18 protein-coding genes and 4 tRNA genes are annotated in these 21,961 nt (G+C 60.5%); all 22 read right to left on the bottom strand.

All coding sequences use genetic code 11. From position 1 onward, the window contains the following. Nucleotides 1-9: 9 nt before the first annotated feature. The gene (rplC, locus tag ACWKV7_RS09075) at nucleotides 10-645 is read right to left on the bottom strand and encodes a 50S ribosomal protein L3 (protein ID WP_483857338.1); all 636 of its coding nucleotides are present in this window, start codon (nucleotides 643-645) and stop codon (nucleotides 10-12) included. 82 nt (nucleotides 646-727) lie between these two features. Then, nucleotides 728-1,039 (bottom strand): 30S ribosomal protein S10, encoded by a 312-nt coding sequence (gene rpsJ, locus ACWKV7_RS09070; protein WP_003186070.1) that lies wholly within the window; start codon nucleotides 1,037-1,039, stop codon nucleotides 728-730. A 150-nt stretch (nucleotides 1,040-1,189) separates the two neighbouring features. Next, nucleotides 1,190-2,383, bottom strand: coding sequence for an elongation factor Tu (gene tuf / locus ACWKV7_RS09065; protein WP_483857326.1), 1,194 nt, complete (start codon nucleotides 2,381-2,383; stop codon nucleotides 1,190-1,192). A gap of 30 nt (nucleotides 2,384-2,413) precedes the next feature. Continuing rightward, the gene (fusA, locus tag ACWKV7_RS09060) at nucleotides 2,414-4,534 is read right to left on the bottom strand and encodes an elongation factor G (RefSeq protein ID WP_483857337.1); all 2,121 of its coding nucleotides are present in this window, start codon (nucleotides 4,532-4,534) and stop codon (nucleotides 2,414-2,416) included. A 30-nt stretch (nucleotides 4,535-4,564) separates the two neighbouring features. Next, complete coding sequence (gene rpsG / locus ACWKV7_RS09055) at nucleotides 4,565-5,035, bottom strand: 30S ribosomal protein S7 (RefSeq protein ID WP_483857336.1); 471 nt, start codon at nucleotides 5,033-5,035, stop codon at nucleotides 4,565-4,567. Nucleotides 5,036-5,120: 85 nt separating this feature from the next. Next, nucleotides 5,121-5,492, bottom strand: coding sequence for a 30S ribosomal protein S12 (gene rpsL, locus ACWKV7_RS09050; protein WP_483857335.1), 372 nt, complete (start codon nucleotides 5,490-5,492; stop codon nucleotides 5,121-5,123). A 158-nt stretch (nucleotides 5,493-5,650) separates the two neighbouring features. After that, nucleotides 5,651-9,850: a DNA-directed RNA polymerase subunit beta' gene (rpoC, locus tag ACWKV7_RS09045; protein ID WP_483857334.1), complete on the bottom strand. Its 4,200-nt coding sequence runs from the start codon at nucleotides 9,848-9,850 to the stop codon at nucleotides 5,651-5,653. A 65-nt stretch (nucleotides 9,851-9,915) separates the two neighbouring features. Next, nucleotides 9,916-13,989, bottom strand: a complete 4,074-nt coding sequence (rpoB, locus tag ACWKV7_RS09040; RefSeq protein WP_483857333.1) for a DNA-directed RNA polymerase subunit beta — start codon at nucleotides 13,987-13,989, stop codon at nucleotides 9,916-9,918. A gap of 209 nt (nucleotides 13,990-14,198) precedes the next feature. After that, nucleotides 14,199-14,567 (bottom strand): 50S ribosomal protein L7/L12, encoded by a 369-nt coding sequence (gene rplL / locus ACWKV7_RS09035; protein WP_483857332.1) that lies wholly within the window; start codon nucleotides 14,565-14,567, stop codon nucleotides 14,199-14,201. Between the two features lie 79 nt (nucleotides 14,568-14,646). Further along, a complete protein-coding gene (gene rplJ, locus ACWKV7_RS09030; protein ID WP_483857331.1) occupies nucleotides 14,647-15,147 on the bottom strand; it encodes a 50S ribosomal protein L10 in 501 nt (166 codons plus the stop codon). 212 nt (nucleotides 15,148-15,359) lie between these two features. Then, nucleotides 15,360-16,055 carry a 50S ribosomal protein L1 gene (gene rplA / locus ACWKV7_RS09025; protein ID WP_483857330.1) on the bottom strand — a complete coding sequence of 232 codons (696 nt, stop codon included), beginning with the start codon at nucleotides 16,053-16,055 and terminating at the stop codon, nucleotides 15,360-15,362. Next, nucleotides 16,056-16,487, bottom strand: a complete 432-nt coding sequence (gene rplK, locus ACWKV7_RS09020; protein WP_483857329.1) for a 50S ribosomal protein L11 — start codon at nucleotides 16,485-16,487, stop codon at nucleotides 16,056-16,058. Between the two features lie 117 nt (nucleotides 16,488-16,604). Then, on the bottom strand, nucleotides 16,605-17,138 hold the full coding sequence (gene nusG, locus ACWKV7_RS09015; protein WP_483857328.1) for a transcription termination/antitermination protein NusG: 534 nt from the start codon (nucleotides 17,136-17,138) through the stop codon (nucleotides 16,605-16,607). 9 nt (nucleotides 17,139-17,147) lie between these two features. Continuing rightward, nucleotides 17,148-17,516 (bottom strand): preprotein translocase subunit SecE, encoded by a 369-nt coding sequence (secE, locus tag ACWKV7_RS09010; RefSeq protein ID WP_483857327.1) that lies wholly within the window; start codon nucleotides 17,514-17,516, stop codon nucleotides 17,148-17,150. 48 nt (nucleotides 17,517-17,564) lie between these two features. Next, nucleotides 17,565-17,640: transfer RNA gene (locus tag ACWKV7_RS09005), tRNA-Trp, on the bottom strand. Nucleotides 17,641-17,693: 53 nt separating this feature from the next. Then, on the bottom strand, nucleotides 17,694-18,887 hold the full coding sequence (gene tuf / locus ACWKV7_RS09000; RefSeq protein WP_483857326.1) for an elongation factor Tu: 1,194 nt from the start codon (nucleotides 18,885-18,887) through the stop codon (nucleotides 17,694-17,696). An 84-nt stretch (nucleotides 18,888-18,971) separates the two neighbouring features. After that, nucleotides 18,972-19,047 (bottom strand) — tRNA-Thr (locus ACWKV7_RS08995). A gap of 26 nt (nucleotides 19,048-19,073) precedes the next feature. Further along, nucleotides 19,074-19,147, bottom strand: a tRNA-Gly gene (locus ACWKV7_RS08990). Between the two features lie 24 nt (nucleotides 19,148-19,171). Further along, nucleotides 19,172-19,256: transfer RNA gene (locus ACWKV7_RS08985), tRNA-Tyr, on the bottom strand. Nucleotides 19,257-19,388: 132 nt separating this feature from the next. Further along, nucleotides 19,389-20,078, bottom strand: a complete 690-nt coding sequence (locus ACWKV7_RS08980; RefSeq protein ID WP_483857325.1) for an SPOR domain-containing protein — start codon at nucleotides 20,076-20,078, stop codon at nucleotides 19,389-19,391. A gap of 7 nt (nucleotides 20,079-20,085) precedes the next feature. Next, nucleotides 20,086-20,835, bottom strand: coding sequence for a pantothenate kinase (locus ACWKV7_RS08975; protein WP_483857324.1), 750 nt, complete (start codon nucleotides 20,833-20,835; stop codon nucleotides 20,086-20,088). Then, the gene (gene birA, locus ACWKV7_RS08970; protein WP_483857323.1) at nucleotides 20,825-21,781 is read right to left on the bottom strand and encodes a bifunctional biotin--[acetyl-CoA-carboxylase] ligase/biotin operon repressor BirA; all 957 of its coding nucleotides are present in this window, start codon (nucleotides 21,779-21,781) and stop codon (nucleotides 20,825-20,827) included. The genes ACWKV7_RS08975 and birA overlap by 11 nt, the downstream gene beginning before the upstream one ends. Nucleotides 21,782-21,961 lie beyond the last annotated feature (180 nt).

The raw sequence follows: 21,961 nt of genomic DNA, 5'->3' as shown, positions 1-21,961 counted from the left end.
CATCTCCCCTTAACCGCGAGCCTTGGCTGCCGGACGCACGACGACATCAGCGCCGGTAGCGCCGGGAACGGCACCCTTGACCAGCAGCAGATTGCGTTCAGCGTCGACGCGCACAACTTCCAGGGACTGCACGGTCACGCGCTCGGCGCCCATATGACCGGACATTTTCTTGCCCTTGAAGACACGACCAGGAGTCTGGCACTGGCCGATGGAGCCCGGCACACGGTGAGAAACGGAGTTGCCGTGGGTGTTGTCCTGGCCGCGGAAGTTCCAGCGCTTGATGGTACCGGCAAAGCCTTTACCCTTGGACTCGCCAGTGACATCCACCAGCTGACCGGCCTGGAACAGTTCGGCGGTGATCTGATCGCCAGCCTGGTACTCGCCCGACTCCAGGCGGAACTCCCAGACGCCGCGACCTGCAGCGACATTTGCTTTGGCAAAGTGACCGGCCTGAGCCTTGGTCACGCGGGAAGCACGACGCTCGCCAACGGTAACCTGCACCGCGCGATAGCCGTCGGTCTCTTCGTTTTTGAACTGAGTGACGCGATTCGGCTCGATCTCGATGACCGTAACCGGAATAGAGACACCTTCTTCGGTGAAAATGCGGGTCATGCCGCACTTACGACCGACTACACCAATAGTCATGTTGTAACCTCATGAGTGTACGGGGCTTTCACCCGCTATGGCCGCCCATTTCAGAGCGTTACACGACCAAAACCGGCAGGTTTTAGCCGAGGCTGATCTGCACTTCCACGCCAGCCGCAAGATCGAGCTTCATCAGCGCATCGACGGTCTTGTCGGTCGGCTGAACGATGTCCAGCACGCGCTTATGGGTACGAATCTCATACTGGTCGCGCGCGTCCTTGTTGACGTGCGGAGAAACCAGCACTGTGAAACGCTCCTTGCGAGTAGGCAGAGGAATCGGACCACGCACCTGAGCACCAGTACGTTTCGCGGTTTCCACGATTTCCTGGGTAGATTGATCGATCAGGCGATGGTCAAAAGCCTTCAACCGAATACGGATTTGTTGGTTTTGCATTTTGACCTCAGACTCCAAGTTGCCACCCCACCGGACGCAATACGCCCGGTAAAAGGAGGCGCAATTGTACGGATGCGCCCCCAGGGTGTCAATAAATGATCAGCAAACAGAAAAGGCCCCCGAGGGGGCCCTTTCCAGTGCGATCTTCGATTACTCGATGATCTTGGCAACCACGCCGGCACCAACGGTACGGCCGCCTTCGCGAATCGCGAAGCGCAGACCTTCTTCCATGGCGATCGGAGCGATCAGGGTGACAGTCATCTTGATGTTGTCGCCCGGCATAACCATTTCAACGCCTTCCGGCAGTTCGCAGTTACCGGTCACGTCAGTGGTACGGAAGTAGAACTGCGGACGGTAGCCTTTGAAGAACGGAGTGTGACGACCGCCTTCTTCCTTGCTCAGCACGTACACTTCGCCTTCGAACTTGGTGTGCGGCTTGATGGTGCCCGGCTTGGCCAGAACCTGGCCACGCTCGACGTCTTCACGCTTGGTGCCGCGCAGCAGCACACCAACGTTCTCGCCGGCACGACCTTCGTCGAGCAACTTGCGGAACATCTCGACGCCGGTACAGGTGGTCTTGGTGGTCGCCTTGATGCCGACGATTTCCACTTCTTCCTGGACCTTGACGATGCCGCGCTCGACACGACCGGTTACCACGGTGCCGCGACCGGAGATCGAGAACACGTCTTCGATCGGCATCAGGAACGGCTGGTCAATGGCACGCACCGGCTCCGGAATATAGGAGTCCAGGGTCTCGACCAGCTTGCGAACGGCGCTAACGCCGATCTCGTTGTCGTCCTTGCCTTCCAACGCCATCAGCGCGGAACCGATGACGATCGGAGTGTCGTCGCCCGGGAAGTCGTAGGTGTTCAGCAGGTCGCGAACTTCCATTTCGACCAGCTCCAGCAGCTCGGCGTCGTCCACCATGTCGGCCTTGTTCAGGAACACGACGATGTAAGGAACACCGACCTGACGGGACAGCAGGATGTGCTCGCGAGTCTGCGGCATGGGGCCGTCGGCTGCGGAGCAAACCAGGATCGCGCCATCCATCTGCGCAGCACCGGTGATCATGTTCTTCACATAGTCAGCGTGGCCGGGGCAGTCGACGTGGGCGTAGTGACGGATGGCGGAATCGTACTCAACATGAGAGGTGTTGATGGTGATACCGCGAGCCTTCTCTTCCGGCGCATTGTCGATCTGGTCGAAGTTGCGCGCAGAACCACCCCAGGTCTCGGCACAGACCTTGGTCAGAGCAGCAGTCAGCGTGGTCTTGCCATGGTCAACGTGACCGATGGTGCCGACGTTGACGTGCGGTTTGTTACGTTCGAATTTTTCCTTAGCCACGACAGTAAACCTCTTACTTAAAGGGCTGAATCAACCTTGTTTTTTAACCAGTGCTTCGACGATGTTCGACGGAGCTTCGGCGTATTTCGAGAATTCCATGGAGTAGCTGGCACGGCCCTGCGACATGGAGCGAACATCCGTCGCGTAACCGAACATCTCACCCAGCGGAACTTCGGCACGGATAACCTTGCCAGCCGGAGTGTCTTCCATACCCTGGATCAGACCACGGCGACGGTTCAGGTCACCCATCACGTCACCCATGTAGTCTTCCGGAGTTACCACCTCGACCTTCATGATCGGCTCAAGCACCTTGCCGCCACCTTTCTGGGCCAGCTGCTTGGTCGCCATGGAAGCCGCGATCTTGAACGCCATCTCGTTGGAGTCGACGTCGTGGTAGGAACCATCGAACACGGTAGCCTTGAGGCCGATGAGCGGATAACCGGCAACCACGCCGTTCTTCATCTGCTCCTCGATGCCCTTCTGGATCGCCGGGATGTATTCCTTCGGAATCACACCACCCACGACCTCGTTGGCGAAGACCAGGCCTTCGGCAATGTTGCCCTTCTCATCCACATCGGCGGAAGAGAAGCGAATCCAGCAGTGACCGAACTGACCGCGACCACCGGACTGGCGGACGAACTTGCCTTCGATCTCGACATTGTCCTTGGAGATGGTTTCGCGGTAGGCCACCTGCGGCTTGCCGATGTTGGCCTCGACACCAAACTCGCGCTTCATGCGGTCGACCAGGATATCCAGGTGCAGTTCACCCATACCGGAAATGATGGTCTGACCGGACTCTTCGTCGGTCTTGACGCGGAACGACGGGTCTTCCTGGGCCAGCTTGCCCAGCGCGATCCCCATCTTCTCCTGGTCGGCCTTGGTCTTCGGCTCGACAGCTACGGAAATCACCGGCTCCGGGAAGTCCATGCGCTCGAGAATGATCGGCTTCTCCAGCGAGCAGAGGGTGTCACCGGTGGTGACGTCCTTCATGCCGATCAGTGCAGCGATGTCGCCAGCGCGCACTTCCTTGATCTCTTCGCGGGTGTTGGCATGCATCTGCACCATACGGCCGACGCGCTCTTTCTTGCCCTTCACCGAGTTCAAAACCGAGTCGCCGGAATTCAGCACGCCGGAGTAAACGCGGGCAAAGGTCAAGGTGCCGACGAAGGGGTCGGTGGCAATCTTGAACGCCAGAGCGGAGAACGGCTCGTTGTCATCGGCGTGACGCTCGTCCTCCTGCTCTTCGTTGTCCGGGTGCACGCCCTTGATCGCAGGGATCTCGGTCGGCGCCGGCAGCAGCTCGATCACAGCATCGAGAACCAGGGGAACGCCCTTGTTCTTGAAGGAGGAACCGCAGACAGCCGGAACGATTTCGCAGGCAATGGTGCGCTGGCGCAGACCGGCCTTGATTTCCTCGGTGGTCAGCTCGCCGCCTTCGAGGTACTTGTTCATCAGCTCTTCGTTGGCCTCGGCAGCCGCCTCGATCATGTTCGAGCGCCACTCTTCGGCCAGGTCTTGCAGCTCGGCCGGGATTTCTTCCTCGCGAAAGGTCATGCCCTGGTCGTCTTCGTTCCAGTAGATCGCCTTCATCTTGATCAAGTCGATCTGGCCCTGGAAGTTGTCTTCCGCACCGATGGCGAGCTGGATCGGAACCGGGGTATGACCCAGGCGCTGCTTGATCTGGCCGACCACGCGCAGGAAGTTGGCCCCGGCGCGGTCCATCTTGTTCACGTAAACGATACGCGGAACACCGTACTTGTTGGCCTGACGCCATACGGTTTCGGACTGCGGCTCGACGCCGGAGGTACCACAGAACACCACGACCGCGCCGTCGAGCACGCGCAGGGAGCGCTCTACTTCGATGGTGAAGTCAACGTGACCGGGGGTATCGATGATGTTCACACGATACTTGTCGAACTGCTTCTCGGAACCCTGCCAGAAGGCAGTGGTGGCAGCCGAAGTAATGGTGATACCACGCTCCTGCTCCTGCACCATCCAGTCCATGGTCGCGGCGCCATCATGCACCTCGCCCATCTTGTGGTTGACACCCGTGTAGAACAGGATCCGCTCGGTAGTAGTGGTCTTGCCCGCATCGACGTGGGCGCAGATACCAATATTACGGTAGCGGTTAATCGGTGTAGTACGAGCCATAAAGCCCTCGCAAAATTAGTGACGCAGAATTTAGAAGCGGTAGTGCGAGAAGGCCTTGTTGGCCTCCGCCATACGGTGCACGTCTTCACGCTTCTTCACCGCAGCGCCTTTACCTTCGGCAGCATCCAGCAGCTCGCCAGCCAGGCGCAGGGCCATGGACTTCTCGCCACGCTTGCGCGCGGAGTCGACCAGCCAGCGCATGGCCAGAGCGTTACGACGGGACGGACGAACTTCGACCGGAACCTGGTAAGTCGCGCCGCCTACACGGCGGGACTTCACTTCGACCAGCGGAGCGATGGCGTCGAGAGCTTTCTCGAAGATTTCCAGGGGATCGCTGTTCTTGCGTTCTTTCACTTTGTCCAGCGCGCCATAAACAATGCGCTCGGCCACGGCTTTCTTGCCGCTTTCCATCACATGGTTCATGAACTTGGCGAGGATCTGGCTGCCGTACTTCGGATCGTCAAGGATCTCGCGCTTGGCTGCTACACGACGTCTTGGCATTGATAAGCCCTCAAACGGTCTTCAGGTTAGCTCGGGACTCGAATGCCCGACCTTACTCTTATCGACTCAATTAAATAGAAAACGATTACTTCGGACGCTTCGCGCCGTACTTCGAACGACCCTGCTTACGGTCTTTGACGCCGGAGGTATCCAGCGAACCGCGCACGGTGTGGTAACGCACACCCGGAAGGTCTTTTACACGACCGCCACGGATCAGCACCACGCTGTGCTCTTGCAGGTTGTGGCCTTCACCGCCGATGTAGGAGGTGACCTCGAAGCCATTGGTCAGACGTACGCGGCAGACTTTACGCAGTGCCGAGTTCGGTTTCTTCGGAGTGGTGGTGTACACGCGGGTGCACACGCCACGACGCTGGGGGCAGTTCTGCAGCGCCGGCACGTCGCTCTTCTCGACGACGCGCTTGCGCGGCTGACGCACCAGCTGGTTGATAGTTGCCATCTACTAGCTCCACTGTTGTCTTTCGACGCTATTTATTACAACAAAAGCAAAAAATGGCAGGGCACACGCCCTGCCAAATTTAGGGGTGCATGAGTCTAAAGAGACTGTAGCCCCCAGTCAAGGCAAAGCCCAGGCACCGCGGTGCCTGGGCCTCGCACTCAAGTACCGCTGGAGTTCAGCGCTTCGCTCAACGCCGCTTCCACTTCGCTCGCACTGACGCGGACCGGCTTGTCGGCCTCGCGCTTGCGCTTGCGCTCGCTGTGGTAGGCCAAGCCGGTACCGGCCGGGATCAGACGACCCACCACCACGTTTTCCTTCAGGCCACGCAGGTAGTCGCGCTTGCCGGTGACCGCCGCCTCGGTGAGCACGCGGGTGGTCTCCTGGAACGATGCCGCGGAGATGAACGACTCGGTGGACAGCGAAGCCTTGGTGATACCCAGCAGGACGCGCTCGTACTTGGCGATGAACTTGTCTTCGCCGGCCAGCACTTCGTTTTCCTCCAGCACCTGGGTCAGTTCCATCTGGTCGCCCTTGATGAAACTGGAGTCACCCGACTCGGACACTTCGACCTTGCGCAGCATCTGCCGCAGGATGGTCTCGATGTGCTTGTCGTTGATCTTCACACCCTGCAGGCGGTACACGTCCTGGATCTCGTTGACGATGTACTTGGCCAGCGCGCTGACGCCCAGCAGGCGCAGGATGTCGTGCGGGTTGCTCGGGCCGTCGGAGATCACTTCGCCCTTGTTCACCTGTTCGCCTTCGAAGACGTTCAGGTGACGCCACTTCGGAATCAGCTCCTCGTAGGGATCGCTGCCATCGGTCGGCGTGATGACCAGGCGGCGCTTGCCCTTGGTCTCCTTGCCGAAGCTGATGGTGCCGCTGATTTCCGCCAGGATCGACGGCTCTTTCGGACGACGCGCCTCGAACAGGTCGGCCACGCGCGGCAGACCACCGGTGATGTCGCGGGTCTTCGAGGTTTCCTGCGGGATACGCGCGATGACGTCACCCACGTTGACCTGCACGCCATCGCCGACACCGACCAGGGCGTTGGCGGGCAGGAAGTACTGGGCCGGCACGTCGGTACCCGGCAGCAGCAGTTCCTTGCCGCTGGCATCGACCAGCTTGACCGCAGGACGGATATCCTTGCCAGCCGCCGGGCGATCCTTCGGATCCATCACCTCGATGTTGGTCAGACCGGTCAGTTCGTCGGTCTGGCGCTTGATGGTGATGCCCTCCTCCATGCCGACGAAGGTCACGGTACCCTTCATTTCGGTCACGATCGGGTGGGTGTGCGGGTCCCACTTGGCGACGATGGCGCCCGGATCGACCTTGTCGCCTTCCTTCACCGAGATCATGGCGCCGTAGGGCAGCTTGTAGCGCTCGCGCTCGCGACCGAACTCGTCGGCCACGGCCAGCTCACCGGAGCGGGATACCGCCACCAAGTTGCCGTCGGTGCGCTCGACGTGCTTCAGGTTGTGCAGGCGGATGACGCCGCCGTTCTTCACCTGGACGCTATCGGCAGCCGAGGTCCGGCTGGCCGCACCACCGATGTGGAAGGTCCGCATGGTCAGCTGGGTACCCGGCTCACCGATGGACTGGGCCGCAATGACGCCGACCGCTTCACCGATGTTGACCTGATGCCCGCGGGCCAGATCGCGGCCGTAACACTTGGCGCAGATACCGTAGCGGGTTTCGCAGCTGATCGGCGAACGCACCACCACTTCGTCGATGCTGTTGCGCTCGATGAACTCGACCCACTGCTCGTCGACCAGGGTGCCGGCCGGCACGATGACGTCGTCGGTGCCCGGCTTGAACACGTCACGGGCGATCACACGGCCCAGTACGCGTTCGCCGAGCGGCTCGACCACGTCGCCGCCTTCGATGTGCGGGGTCATCAGCAGGCCGTGCTCGGTGCCGCAGTCGACCTCGGTCACCACCAGATCCTGGGCGACGTCGACCAGGCGACGGGTCAGGTAACCGGAGTTCGCGGTCTTCAGTGCGGTATCCGCCAGACCCTTACGCGCACCGTGCGTAGAGATGAAGTACTGCAGTACGTTCAGACCTTCGCGGAAGTTCGCGGTGATCGGCGTTTCGATGATGGAGCCGTCCGGCTTGGCCATCAGGCCGCGCATACCGGCCAGCTGGCGAATCTGGGCGGCGCTACCGCGCGCACCGGAGTCGGCCATCATGTACATGGAGTTGAAGGACTCCTGGTCGACTTCCTTGCCCTCGCGGTCGATGACCTTCTCTTTCGAGAGGTTGGCCATCATCGCCTTGGACACTTCGTCGTTGGCCTTCGACCAGAGGTCGATCACCTTGTTGTACTTCTCGCCCTGGGTGACCAGGCCGGAGGCGTACTGTGCCTCGATCTCCTTCACTTCCTCGGTGGCGGCATCGATGATGCGCGCCTTCTCGTCCGGGATGACGAAGTCGTTCACGCCGATCGACACACCGGAGATGGTCGAGTAGGCGAAACCGGTGTACATCAGCTGGTCGGCGAAGATGACGGTGTCCTTCAGACCCACAGTGCGGTAGCACTGGTTGATCAGCTTGGAGATCGCCTTTTTCTTCATCGGCTGGTTGACCACGTCGTAGGACAGGCCGGCCGGGACCACCTGGAACAACAGCGCACGACCGACAGTGGTGTCGACGATGCGGGTGTTCTTGGTGATGCTGCCGTCTTTTTCCTTGATGGTCTCGTTGATGCGAACCTTGACGCGGGCGTGCAGGGAGGCCTCGCCGGCGCGGAATACCCGGTCGACTTCCTGCAGGTCGGCGAATACGCGACCCTCGCCCTTGGCGTTCACCGCCTCGCGGGTCATGTAGTACAGACCCAGTACCACGTCCTGCGACGGTACGATGATCGGCTCGCCGTTGGCCGGCGAGAGGATGTTGTTGGTCGACATCATCAGCGCGCGCGCTTCGAGCTGGGCTTCCAGGGTCAGCGGCACGTGCACGGCCATCTGGTCACCGTCGAAGTCGGCGTTGTACGCGGCGCAGACCAGCGGGTGCAGCTGAATGGCTTTACCTTCGATCAGTACCGGCTCGAACGCCTGGATGCCCAGACGGTGCAGGGTCGGTGCGCGGTTCAGCAGCACGGGGTGTTCGCGGATGACTTCGGCGAGAACGTCCCAGACCTCGGGCAGCTCGCGCTCGACCATCTTCTTGGCCGCCTTGATGGTGGTGGCCATGCCGCGGGCTTCCAGCTTGCCGAAAATGAACGGCTTGAACAGCTCGAGGGCCATCTTCTTCGGCAGGCCGCACTGGTGCAGGCGCAGGGTCGGACCAACGGTGATCACCGAACGACCGGAGTAGTCCACGCGCTTACCGAGCAGGTTCTGACGGAAGCGACCTTGCTTGCCCTTGATCATGTCGGCCAGCGACTTCAGCGGACGCTTGTTCGAGCCGGTGATGGCGCGACCGCGGCGGCCGTTGTCGAGCAGGGCGTCGACCGCTTCCTGCAGCATGCGCTTTTCGTTGCGCACGATGATGTCCGGCGCCGACAGGTCGAGCAGGCGCTTCAGACGGTTGTTGCGGTTGATCACCCGGCGATAGAGGTCGTTCAGGTCGGAGGTCGCGAAGCGGCCGCCATCCAGCGGAACCAGCGGACGCAGGTCCGGCGGCAGTACCGGCAGCACGGTCAGCACCATCCACTCCGGCAGGTTGCCGGAGTCCTTGAAGGCTTCCATCAGCTTCAGGCGCTTGGACAGCTTCTTGATCTTGGTTTCCGAGTTGGTCTGCGGAATCTCTTCGCGCAGGCGGCCAATCTCGTGCTCCAGGTCGATCTGGTTGAGCAGCTCGCGAACGGCCTCGGCGCCCATGCGCGCGTCGAAGTCGTCGCCGAACTCTTCGAGGGCTTCGAAGTATTGCTCGTCGTTCAGCAGCTGCCCCTTCTCGAGGGTGGTCATGCCCGGATCGATCACCACGTAGCTCTCGAAATAGAGCACGCGTTCGATGTCACGCAGGGTCATGTCCAGCAGCAGGCCGATACGGCTCGGCAGCGACTTCAGGAACCAGATGTGGGCGACCGGCGAAGCCAGCTCGATGTGCGCCATGCGCTCGCGGCGGACTTTGGCCAGGGCCACTTCCACGCCGCATTTCTCGCAGATCACACCGCGGTGCTTCAAGCGCTTGTACTTACCGCACAGGCATTCGTAGTCCTTCACCGGGCCGAAGATCTTGGCACAGAACAAGCCATCGCGTTCCGGCTTGAAGGTACGGTAGTTGATGGTCTCCGGCTTCTTCACTTCACCGAAGGACCAGGAACGGATCATCTCGGGCGACGCCAGGCCAATACGGATGGCATCGAACTCTTCGATTTGACCCTGGTTTTTCAACAGATTCAGCAAGTCTTTCAAGGCCTTTCCTCCTCACGGAGCAGGGAGCGGGCTTCTGCCGCCCCGCTCCCGATGCGCGTCGCGTGTTATTCGGTTTCCAGTTCGATGTCGATACCCAGCGAGCGGATCTCTTTGATCAGCACGTTGAAGGACTCCGGCATGCCGGCCTCCATGCGGTGATCGCCGTCCACGATGTTCTTGTACATCTTGGTCCGTCCGTTCACGTCGTCCGACTTCACGGTGAGCATTTCCTGCAGGGTGTAGGCGGCGCCGTAGGCTTCCAGCGCCCAGACCTCCATCTCCCCGAAACGCTGGCCACCGAACTGCGCCTTACCACCCAGCGGCTGCTGGGTAACCAGGCTGTAGGAACCGGTGGAACGCGCGTGCATCTTGTCGTCGACCAGGTGGTTCAGCTTGAGCATGTACATGTAGCCGACGGTGGTCGGGCGCTCGAACTGGTTGCCGGTACGGCCATCGAACAGGCGCATCTGGCCGCTTTCCGGCAGATCCGCCAGTTTCAGCATGGCCTTGATCTCGCTTTCCTTGGCACCGTCGAATACCGGGGTGGCCATCGGCACACCGCCGCGCAGGTTCTTCGCCAGTTCGAGGATCTCGGTATCGGAGAGCTCGTCGAGGTTTTCCTGGCGACCACCAATCTCGTTATAGATCTCGGTGAGGAACTTGCGCAGTTCGGCGACCTTACGCTGCTCTTCGAGCATGCGATTGATCTTCTCGCCCAGCCCCTTGGCCGCCAGGCCCAGGTGGGTTTCGAGGATCTGACCGACGTTCATCCGCGACGGTACGCCCAGCGGGTTGAGGACGATGTCCACCGGAGTGCCATTGGCATCGTGCGGCATGTCTTCGACCGGCATGATCACCGAGACCACACCCTTGTTACCGTGACGGCCGGCCATCTTGTCGCCCGGCTGGATGCGACGCTTGATCGCCAGGTAGACCTTGACGATCTTCAGTACGCCCGGCGCCAGGTCGTCGCCCTGCTGCAGCTTGCGCTTCTTGTCTTCGAACTTGTCGTCGAGCAGTTGGCGGCGGTCGGAGATGTAGGCCTGGGCCTTTTCCAACTGCTCGTTCAGCGCGTCGTCGCTCATGCGCAGCTTGAACCACTGGCCGCGCTCGAGGCCGTCGAGGAACTCGTCGGTGATCACCGCGCCCTTCTTCAGGCCGGCACCGCCTTCGGCGCTCTGCCCGACCAATGCCGAGCGCAGACGCTCGAAGGTCGCTCCTTCGACGATGCGGAACTCCTCGTTGAGGTCCTTGCGGATCTCGTCGAGCTGCATCTTCTCGATGGCCAGTGCACGGGAGTCACGCTCGACGCCGTCGCGGGTGAAGACCTGCACGTCGATGACGGTGCCCTTGGTGCCGGTGGGCACGCGCAGGGAGGTGTCCTTCACGTCGGAGGCCTTCTCACCGAAGATCGCGCGCAGCAGCTTCTCTTCCGGCGTCAGCTGGGTCTCGCCCTTCGGGGTGACCTTGCCGACCAGGATGTCGCCAGCGCCGACTTCGGCACCGACGTAGACGATGCCGGCTTCGTCCAGCTTGTTCAGCGCGGCTTCACCGACGTTCGGGATGTCCGCGGTGATTTCCTCTGGGCCGAGCTTGGTATCACGGGCCACACAGGTCAGTTCCTGGATATGGATCGTGGTGAAGCGGTCTTCCTGGACCACGCGCTCGGACAGGCAGATGGAGTCTTCGAAGTTGAAGCCGTTCCACGGCATGAACGCCACGCGCATGTTCTGGCCCAGCGCCAGTTCGCCCATGTCGGTGGACGGACCATCGGCCAGGATGTCGCTGCGCGAAACCTTGTCACCCTTGCTCACCAGCGGACGCTGGTTGATGCAGGTGTTCTGGTTGGAGCGGGTGTACTTGGTCAGGTTGTAGATGTCGACACCGGCTTCGCCGGTTTCCACTTCGTCATCGTTGACGCGAACCACGATGCGGCTGGCGTCGACCGAGTCGATCACCCCGCCACGGCGTGCGACCACGCAGACACCGGAGTCACGGGCAACGTTGCGCTCCATACCGGTACCCACCAGCGGCTTGTCGGCACGCAGGGTCGGCACGGCCTGACGCTGCATGTTCGAACCCATCAGTGCGCGGTTGGCGTCGTCGTGCTCGAGGAACGGGATCAGCGAGGCCGCGACGGAAACCACCTGCTTCGGCGAGACGTCCATCAGGGTGACGTCTTCCGGCGCCTTGACGGTGAACTCGTTGAGGTGACGCACGGCCACCAGCTCGTCGGTCAGCTGCCCCTTGTCGTTCATGGTCGCCGACGCCTGGGCGATCACGTGATCGGCCTCTTCGATGGCGGACAGGAACACGATCTCGTCGGTGACCTGTGTGTCCTTCACCACACGATACGGACTCTCGAGGAAACCGTACTGGTTGGTGCGGGCATACGCCGCCAGGGAGTTGATCAGGCCGATGTTCGGACCTTCAGGGGTCTCGATCGGGCACACACGGCCATAGTGGGTCGGGTGTACGTCGCGGACTTCGAAGCCGGCGCGCTCGCGGGTCAGACCACCTGGGCCGAGTGCGGAGACGCGGCGCTTGTGGGTGATCTCGGAGAGCGGGTTGTTCTGGTCCATGAACTGCGAGAGCTGGCTGGAGCCGAAGAACTCCTTCACCGCCGCCGCGACCGGCTTGGCGTTGATCAGGTCCTGCGGCATCAGGCCTTCGCTTTCGGCCATCGACAGGCGCTCTTTCACCGCGCGCTCGACGCGCACCAGGCCGACGCGGAACTGGTTCTCGGCCATCTCGCCGACGCAACGCACGCGGCGGTTGCCCAGGTGGTCGATGTCATCGACGATGCCCTTGCCGTTACGGATGTCGACCAGGGTCTTCAGCACGGCAACGATGTCTTCCTTGCTCAGCACGCCCGAACCCTCGATCTCGGTACGACCGATACGACGGTTGAACTTCATGCGGCCGACGGCGGACAGGTCGTAGCGCTCGGCGCTGAAGAACAGATTGTTGAACAGGGTCTCGGCGGCATCCTTGGTCGGCGGCTCGCCAGGACGCATCATGCGATAGATCTCGACCAGGGCTTCCAGCTGGTTGCCGGTAGAGTCGATCTTCAGCGTGTCGGAGATGAACGGACCGCAGTCGATGTCGTTGGTGTACAGGGTCTCGATGCGAACCACCTGGGCCTTGGCAATCTTCGCCAGCAGGTCGGTGGTCAGCTCGGTGTTGCACTCGGCGATGATCTCGCCAGTGGCCGGATGGACGATGGCCTTGGCGGTGGTGCGACCCAGCACGTAGTCGAGCGGGACTTCCAGCTCCTTGATGCCGGCCTTGTCGATCTGGTTGATGTGGCGCGCAGTGATACGGCGGCCCTGCTCGACGATGACCTTGCCCTTCTCGTCCTTGATATCGAACGCGGCGATCTCGCCACGCAGGCGCTGCGGCACCAGCTCCAGGCTCAGGGACTCGCCCTTCACATGGAACAGGTTGGTGTCATAGAAGGCGTCCAGCACTTCCTCGGTGCTGTAGCCCAGGGCACGCAGCAGTACAGAGGCCGGCAGCTTGCGGCGACGGTCGATACGCACGAACACGGCGTCCTTCGGATCGAACTCGAAGTCCAGCCAGGAACCGCGGTAGGGAATGATGCGAGCGGAGTACAGCAACTTGCCGGAGCTGTGAGTCTTGCCGCGGTCGTGGTCGAAGAATACGCCCGGAGAACGGTGCAGCTGGGAAACGATGACGCGCTCGGTACCGTTGATGATGAAGGTACCGTTCTCGGTCATCAGGGGGATTTCCCCCATGTAGACTTCCTGCTCCTTGATGTCCTTGATGGCCTTGTTCGACGACTCCTTGTCGAAGATGATCAGACGCACTTTTACGCGCAGCGGCACGGCATAGGTCACGCCGCGCAGCACGCATTCCTTGACATCGAAAGCCGGCTCGCCCAGGCGATAGCCGACGTATTCCAGAGCGGCATTGCCGGAATAGCTGATGATCGGAAATACGGATTTGAAGGCCGCATGCAGGCCCACGTCGCGGAGCTGATCCTTGGTCGCGCCCGACTGCAGGAATTCGCGGTACGAATCCAACTGGATGGCCAGGAGATACGGCACGTCCATGACGTCCGGCAACTTGCTAAAGTCCTTGCGGATACGTTTTTTCTCAGTGTATGAGTAAGCCATCAGCGTTCCCCAGCTTGGTCACCTGCTTGTTTGGCTCCTCCCGACGGAAGCAGCCAGAAAATCGTGCGAACCCCATGGTTCGCGCCACCCCTCGGGTGGGTTTCCCATCATGGACAGCAACCTGCCCATAACGGAAAAAGGCCGGTGGCAAAAGCCACCAGCCATCAGCCTTACGCGAGACGCCCAGGCTGTCGACGCAAGGTCGTCGCTTACTTGAGCTCGACTTTGGCGCCAGCTTCTTCCAGGGCCTTCTTGGCGGCTTCGGCTTCTTCTTTCGAAGCGCCTTCCTTGACCACGCCCGGGGCGCCGTCAACGACAGCCTTGGCTTCTTTCAGGCCCAGACCGGTCAGTTCACGAACGACCTTGATGACGTTGACTTTCTTGTCACCGGCTTCGGTCAGGATGATGTTGAACTCGGTTTGTTCTTCAACAGCAGCGGCAGCAGCAGCCGGACCAGCGGCAACAGCGGCAGCGGCGGTCACGCCGAACTTCTCTTCCATCGCCTTGATCAGTTCAACGATCTGCATGACGGACATTTCGGATACGGCGTTGATGATGTCTTCGTTGGTCAGAGCCATGACTCTAGTTCCTGTATTTTTGGGACGGCCTGCGGCCATCTAAATTCAACAATTAAGATTCGAAAGAAAGGCTGATGCGTCAGGCCGCAGCGGATTCTTTCTGGTCGCGGATGGCCGCCAGAGTACGAGCCAGCTTGCTGGTGGCGCCTTGGATCACGCTCATCAGCTGGGCTACGGCTTCGTCGTAGGTCGGCAGGGTTGCCAGCACGTCGATCTGGTTGGCTGCGAGGAACTGACCCTCGAACGCAGCGGCCTTGATCTCGAACTTGTCCTGACCCTTGGCGAATTCCTTGAAGATGCGAGCGGCAGCGCCCGGATGTTCGTTGGAAAAAGCGATCAGGGTCGGGCCACTGAACACGTCGTTGAGCACGTCGAACTGAGTGCCTTCAACGGCGCGACGCAGCAGGGTGTTACGCACGACTTTCACGTACACACCAGATGCGCGGGCCTCTTTACGGAGTCCGGTCATGGCCCCCACGGTCACGCCACGGGCATCGGCCACGACAGCGGACAGGGCAGCTTTGGCAGCCTCGTTGACTTCAGCGACGATGGCCTTCTTGTCTTCGAGTTTAATTGCCACGGGTTCACTCCTGGATATTACCGTTTCGTCCAGCCGGGGCCGGACGGCGTTTTGGTGTCTGATTCGGTAGAATCGGGAGCACCATCTGCGTAGGCTGTGGAGATTGCTCTCCGGGTTTAAGGCTTGCGCCGCCTACGGTCTTGGATAGCCCCCGCCAGGCAGGGACCCCAATCTTTCAGGCTGGCGGCACTGCTGCCGCCGGCCCCAATTGCTTATGCGTCGAGCGAAGCCTGATCGATGACCAGACCCGGACCCATGGTGGTGCTCAGGGTCACGCGCTTGACGTAAATACCTTTGGAGGTGGACGGCTTCAGACGCTTGAGGTCCGCCAGCAGGGCTTCCACGTTTTCCTTCAGCTTGCCGGCCTCGAAATCGACCTTGCCGATGCTGCTGTGGATGATGCCGTTCTTGTCGGTACGGAAACGCACCTGACCAGCCTTGGCATTCTTCACGGCGGTAGCCACGTCCGGAGTCACGGTACCGACCTTCGGGTTCGGCATCAGGCCACGCGGGCCGAGGATCTGACCCAGTTGACCGACAACGCGCATCGCATCGGGAGAAGCGATGACCACGTCGTAGTTGAGGTCGCCGCCCTTCATCTCGGCAGCCAGTTCGTCCATGCCAACGCGATCCGCACCAGCAGCCAGAGCGGCTTCAGCGCCCGGCCCCTGGGTGAACACGGCAACGCGAACGCTCTTGCCGGTGCCATTCGGCAGCACGGTGGCGCCACGCACGACCTGGTCGGACTTACGCGGATCAACGCCAAGGTTGATGGCGATATCGACGGACTCTTTGAACTTGATGGTCGACAACTCGGACAGCAGCTTGGCGGCTTCTTCGAAGTTGTACTGCTTGCCGGCTTCTACTTTCTCGGCAATCGCCTTCTGGCGCTTGGTCAGCTTAGCCATTTACACACCCTCCACATTGAGGCCCATGCTACGCGCGGAGCCGGCGATGGTACGCACGGCTGCATCCATGTCAGCGGCAGTCAGATCGGCCTGCTTGGCCTTGGCGATCTCCTCCAGCTGAGCACGGGTCACGGTGCCGACTTTCTGGGTGTTCGGACGAGCGGAGCCGCTGGTGATGCCGGCCGCTTTCTTCAGCAGCACGGAAGCCGGGGTGCTCTTAGTCTCGAAAGTGAAGCTGCGGTCGCTGTAGACAGTGATGATCACCGGGGTCGGCAGACCGGGCTCCATGCCCTGGGTCTTGGCGTTGAACGCCTTGCAGAACTCCATGATGTTCACGCCGTGCTGACCCAGGGCAGGGCCGACCGGCGGCGACGGATTGGCCTGGCCGGCCTTAACTTGCAGCTTGATATAAGCCTGAATCTTCTTAGCCATGTATAACTCCAGTGACGGGTTCTATCGCCCTAAGGCTCCCCGGTTGCTTTACGCATTTATCCCAATGACGACAAAACCCCGCAGCCAGCGGCTGCGGGGTGCGGGATGCTTTTTCAGCTACGCCTTCTCGACCTGGCTGAACTCCAACTCCACCGGCGTGGAGCGCCCGAAGATGAGCACGGCCACCTGGATCCGGCTCTTCTCGTAGTTGACCTCTTCGACAACCCCGTTGAAATCGGCAAACGGGCCGTCGGTAACACGCACGGTCTCGCCCGGCTCGAAAAGGGTCTTCGGCTTCGGCTTGTCGCCACTATCGGCAACCCGGCGCAGAATGGCTTCAGCCTCTTTCTCGGTGATCGGCGCCGGCTTGTCGGCCGTACCGCCGATGAAGCCCATGACACGCGGCGTATCCTTGATCAAGTGCCAGGTCGCCTCGTTCATCTCCATCTGAACCAGCACATAACCAGGGAAGAACTTACGCTCGCTCTTGCGCTTCTGGCCGTTACGCATCTCCACCACTTCCTCGGTGGGAACCAGAATTTCGCCGAACTCGTCTTCCATGCCAGCCAGCTTGACGCGCTCGATCAGCGAGCGCATGACATGCTTCTCGTAACCCGAGTAAGCATGCACAACGTACCAACGCTTAGCCACGGGACACCTTTAACCGACGATAAACGAAACAAGCCAACCGAGCAGGGAATCGAGCCCCCACAGCAGCAGCGCCATCACCAGAACGACAGCCACCACGATAAGGGTGGTCTGCGTGGTTTCTTGGCGAGTTGGCCAAACGACCTTGCGAATCTCGACGCGCGCCTCTTTCGCCAACCCCAGGAATAGCTGCCCCTTGGCCGTCTGCAGCGCCACGAAGGCAGCTACACCAGCAAGCGCAAGCAGCACCAGGACGCGATACAGAATCGGCTCGGCGGAGTAATACTGATTGCCGACCACTCCGACGGCGACCAGCACGACCGCCACCAGCCACTTCAGCAGATCGAAGCGAGAGTCTTTGGCTTCAGCCTTAGCATTCATCTACGAGGATCCTGTTAAAAGACACGCCAGATTCGCACAGGATGAATCTGGCAGGCCAGGAGGGAATCGAACCCCCAACCTGCGGTTTTGGAGACCGCCGCTCTGCCAATTGAGCTACTGGCCTAAAACGAAGTCAGGCCGACCATTATGCCGGCCTGACAGAGCTAGATCAACCGATTACTCGATGATCTTGGCAACCACGCCAGCACCAACGGTACGGCCGCCTTCGCGAATCGCGAAGCGCAGACCTTCTTCCATGGCGATCGGAGCGATCAGGGTGACAGTCATCTTGATGTTGTCGCCCGGCATAACCATTTCAACGCCTTCCGGCAGTTCGCAGTTACCGGTCACGTCAGTGGTACGGAAGTAGAACTGCGGACGGTAGCCTTTGAAGAACGGAGTGTGACGACCGCCTTCTTCCTTGCTCAGCACGTACACTTCGCCTTCGAACTTGGTGTGCGGCTTGATGGTGCCCGGCTTGGCCAGAACCTGGCCACGCTCGACGTCTTCACGCTTGGTGCCGCGCAGCAGCACACCAACGTTCTCGCCGGCACGACCTTCGTCGAGCAACTTGCGGAACATCTCGACGCCGGTACAGGTGGTCTTGGTGGTCGCCTTGATGCCGACGATTTCCACTTCTTCCTGGACCTTGACGATGCCGCGCTCGACACGACCGGTTACCACGGTGCCGCGACCGGAGATCGAGAACACGTCTTCGATCGGCATCAGGAACGGCTGGTCAATGGCACGCACCGGCTCCGGAATATAGGAGTCCAGGGTCTCGACCAGCTTGCGAACGGCGCTAACGCCGATCTCGTTGTCGTCCTTGCCTTCCAACGCCATCAGCGCGGAACCGATGACGATCGGAGTGTCGTCGCCCGGGAAGTCGTAGGTGTTCAGCAGGTCGCGAACTTCCATTTCGACCAGCTCCAGCAGCTCGGCGTCGTCCACCATGTCGGCCTTGTTCAGGAACACGACGATGTAAGGAACACCGACCTGACGGGACAGCAGGATGTGCTCGCGAGTCTGCGGCATGGGGCCGTCGGCTGCGGAGCAAACCAGGATCGCGCCATCCATCTGCGCAGCACCGGTGATCATGTTCTTCACATAGTCAGCGTGGCCGGGGCAGTCGACGTGGGCGTAGTGACGGATGGCGGAATCGTACTCAACATGAGAGGTGTTGATGGTGATACCGCGAGCCTTCTCTTCCGGCGCATTGTCGATCTGGTCGAAGTTGCGCGCAGAACCACCCCAGGTCTCGGCACAGACCTTGGTCAGAGCAGCAGTCAGCGTGGTCTTGCCATGGTCAACGTGACCGATGGTGCCGACGTTGACGTGCGGCTTGTTACGTTCGAACTTTTCTTTAGCCATCGAGACCGTCTCCTATCGAAGAATTGAGCAAGTCACGCCACCATTAGAACAAAGGCAGATATCTTCATATCTGCCTTTGTGTAATGGAGCTCATGAGCGGATTTGAACCGCTGACCTCACCCTTACCAAGGGTGTGCTCTACCAGCTGAGCTACATGAGCGAAACGCTACGCATAAACAGCAATGCTGGAGCGGGTAGCGGGAATCGAACCCGCATCATCAGCTTGGAAGGCTGAGGTTCTACCACTGAACTATACCCGCGGAGCCTGCAGCTCACGCTAAATCTGGTGGAGGGGGAAGGATTCGAACCTTCGAAGTCTATGACGTCAGATTTACAGTCTGATCCCTTTGGCCGCTCGGGAACCCCTCCAAAAGGAGGCGGCATTTTCATTGTATGCCACCCTACTGTCAAGCATTTTCTCATTAAAAACTTGAGGTTAGCTTCTTTGACAGCAACCCCGCAGCAACACCACCCTGCGAAGCGGGCGCCATTCTATGCAAACTATCTTGGCGTGGCAATGCTTTCGCACGGCATTAATTGATGTTGCAACCCATCGAAGTCCTGCGACAAGCGCTTGAGCATGCCCTCATCCACCAGGCGCCGACTATGGGGGGCGATGCGAACCCAGTAATTGCGCTGCGCACGAGTCAACTCACGTAGCCTGGGCTCGTAACCAGCCTCGCGCAGGCGCTGCATGACGCTTTCTGCGGAATCGCTGCGCGGAAAGATTCCCAGAGAAATTCCGTTAGCCAGGTCCCCCTGAGTAATGACATAGCTGTCGATCTTGCGTGCCTGCAGCTCCTTCAACTGCCGCAGGGAGGCCTGGCGCGACGCCAGCGGGGGCAGATAGACCCAATAATCCACACCCGCAGCCGCATCCACCGCCTGAACTTGAGACTGGATATCCAACCCCAACAGGCGCTGCTCGAATACATGGGCAGCCTCCTCCTGATCGAAACTGCCCAGAAACAAGCACACGGCCTCGGACTTCGGCTGATCGGGAGCCGTCTCGACAGGCGCTCGCCGAGCAGGCGAACGACCCGACTCGCTCAGCAGGCGGATGTCCTGCTGGGAGCCTTTGTATAGCGCCAAGGGGGCAGCCACCTCCTTGGCGCGCAAAGGCGCCTGCTGCTGATGCCAGACGTAATAGAAGAGATTGAGCACGATCAGCAACAGCAAGATCCAACGCATAGAAACCTCAAACCAAAGGACAGGCGATTGCCAGGCCAACGAACACCAGGTCCGGCACAACGCGCGCATCTGGAAGCACCGAGTGCGCCAAGCCGGCATCTCCGCCAGTCAGAAACACCTCGAAGTCCCCCCCCCAGAACGCTTTCGCCTGCTCGAGCTGCGTCTGCACGAAGCCTCGCAGCATCAACAGACAACCCCGCTCCACCGCCTCGACCGTGGAACGCCCAGGAGCCATATCCTCGAGCGCCTGCTCGGCAGCCTCATCGTCATAACGGATCCGCCGGGTATGGGTACGCAACTGGTTTCGCATCAATGGCATACCAGGACAGATGTAGCCTCCCAAGTGATCCCCGCCAGGCGAGACGAAGTCCGAGGTAATCGCCGTCCCAAGATCCAGGACCAGGCAAGCACGACCCGCCAGCCGGTATGCCCCCACCAACGCCAGCCAGCGATCCAATCCCAATCGCTGATAGTCTTGGTAGCCATTGCGCACCCCGCCCAGGCACTCGACCGGAACAGCGCGGACACATTCAATGGAATAGCGCTCACCAAGCAGCGCAACCAACCGAGCCGTTTCCTCCTCGCTGCGCACACTCACCAGACGGCACCAGGTCAACACCAGCCCTGGCAGCCGCGACAAGGCATCAAGCAACTGTCCGTCCGACCCCGCGACGCCACCAGAAAACACTGGAGACCCCGGCCCCGCGACAACCCGCCATTTGATAAAACTGTTGCCACAATCGAGCTCAAGAATCATCACGCAACCTCAAACTGAGCTCGCCACCGCTAAAGCGTTGCTCGACACCCTCGACACTCAACCGAAGCGCTCCGCCCTGATCGACCCCCAGCACCACCCCGCTGATCGACTGGGTGCCAGCTGTCAGGGCTACGCGGCACCCTTGCCAAAGATGATACCGCTCCCATTCGCCCTGCAGCCCAGCAAAGCCCTGCTCACGATGCAGAGCAAGATAGTGTTGCAACTGCGCCGACAGGCGAATGACAAGGTCGGTACGATCGACGAGAACGCCCAGCTCTCCACGCAAGGATGTCCAAGGCTGATCGATGACCTCAGATGGCGCCGACATGTTTACATTGATACCGATACCAATGACCACATGGCAGACATCCGCGGGGTCACCCGCCAACTCCAGAAGAATTCCGGCTATTTTGCACCCATTCACCAGCAGATCGTTCGGCCACTTCAGCCCTGCGGCCGCCAACCCCGACTCGTGGAGGGTCTTCATCACCGCCAAACCCACGACGAGACTCAGCCCCTCCAACTGGCGAGGGCCACCCTCTATACGCAGGACTAGACTGCAGTAGAGATTCTCCCCATACGGACTGATCCAATGCCGCCCGCGCCGCCCGCGCCCGGCACTCTGCTGTTCGGCCAGGATCATGAAAGGAGGTTCCACTCCCCGATCCAGGCGACGAAATGCCTCCGCATTGGTCGAGTCAGTGGACTCCAGAACACAAATCGGCCACTCCTGGCAGGCAGAATCAAGACGCAACGCATCGAGCAGGGCAAGCGGGCAGGCCAGGCGATAGCCACGCCCACGGACTTTATGCAGCTGAATATTCAAATCCGCTTCTAACTGCTGCAGCTGCTTCCACACGGCGGAGCGACTGACGCCCATTGCGGCGCCGAGCTGCTGCCCGGAATGAAATCTGCCGTCCTGTAGGAGTTTCAAAAGAGCGAGCATGCTGCCCCCGCCTGCGAAAGAGGCAGGCATCATAGCGGCGCGCTTTGGAAATGCCTAGGAACCTCTGGACGGGTTTTCGGACAGGCAAAAGCAAACCCCCCACCCGCTTGGCGGATGGGGGGTTTGGGATAGAAGCTTGACGATGACCTACTCTCACATGGGGAAACCCCACACTACCAT

Source organism: Zestomonas ipomoeae, assembly GCF_057128665.1.
The sequence above is the reverse complement of the archived record's forward strand: the minus strand, read 5'-3'. Positions and strand labels throughout refer to the sequence as shown.

What these genes read in the sequence shown, in the direction of transcription:
- rplC (WP_483857338.1), bottom strand. Translation starts at nt 645, where the DNA reads ATGACTATTGGTGTAGTCGGTCGTAAGTGCGGCATGACCCGCATTTTC.
- rpsJ (WP_003186070.1), bottom strand. Translation starts at nt 1,039, where the DNA reads ATGCAAAACCAACAAATCCGTATTCGGTTGAAGGCTTTTGACCATCGC.
- fusA (WP_483857337.1), bottom strand. Translation starts at nt 4,534, where the DNA reads ATGGCTCGTACTACACCGATTAACCGCTACCGTAATATTGGTATCTGC.
- rpsG (WP_483857336.1), bottom strand. Translation starts at nt 5,035, where the DNA reads ATGCCAAGACGTCGTGTAGCAGCCAAGCGCGAGATCCTTGACGATCCG.
- rpsL (WP_483857335.1), bottom strand. Translation starts at nt 5,492, where the DNA reads ATGGCAACTATCAACCAGCTGGTGCGTCAGCCGCGCAAGCGCGTCGTC.
- rpoB (WP_483857333.1), bottom strand. Translation starts at nt 13,989, where the DNA reads ATGGCTTACTCATACACTGAGAAAAAACGTATCCGCAAGGACTTTAGC.
- rplL (WP_483857332.1), bottom strand. Translation starts at nt 14,567, where the DNA reads ATGGCTCTGACCAACGAAGACATCATCAACGCCGTATCCGAAATGTCC.
- rplA (WP_483857330.1), bottom strand. Translation starts at nt 16,055, where the DNA reads ATGGCTAAGCTGACCAAGCGCCAGAAGGCGATTGCCGAGAAAGTAGAA.
- rplK (WP_483857329.1), bottom strand. Translation starts at nt 16,487, where the DNA reads ATGGCTAAGAAGATTCAGGCTTATATCAAGCTGCAAGTTAAGGCCGGC.
- secE (WP_483857327.1), bottom strand. Translation starts at nt 17,516, where the DNA reads ATGAATGCTAAGGCTGAAGCCAAAGACTCTCGCTTCGATCTGCTGAAG.
- tuf (WP_483857326.1), bottom strand. Translation starts at nt 18,887, where the DNA reads ATGGCTAAAGAAAAGTTCGAACGTAACAAGCCGCACGTCAACGTCGGC.
- ACWKV7_RS08980 (WP_483857325.1), bottom strand. Translation starts at nt 20,078, where the DNA reads ATGCGTTGGATCTTGCTGTTGCTGATCGTGCTCAATCTCTTCTATTAC.
- ACWKV7_RS08975 (WP_483857324.1), bottom strand. Translation starts at nt 20,835, where the DNA reads ATGATTCTTGAGCTCGATTGTGGCAACAGTTTTATCAAATGGCGGGTT.
- birA (WP_483857323.1), bottom strand. Translation starts at nt 21,781, where the DNA reads ATGCTCGCTCTTTTGAAACTCCTACAGGACGGCAGATTTCATTCCGGG.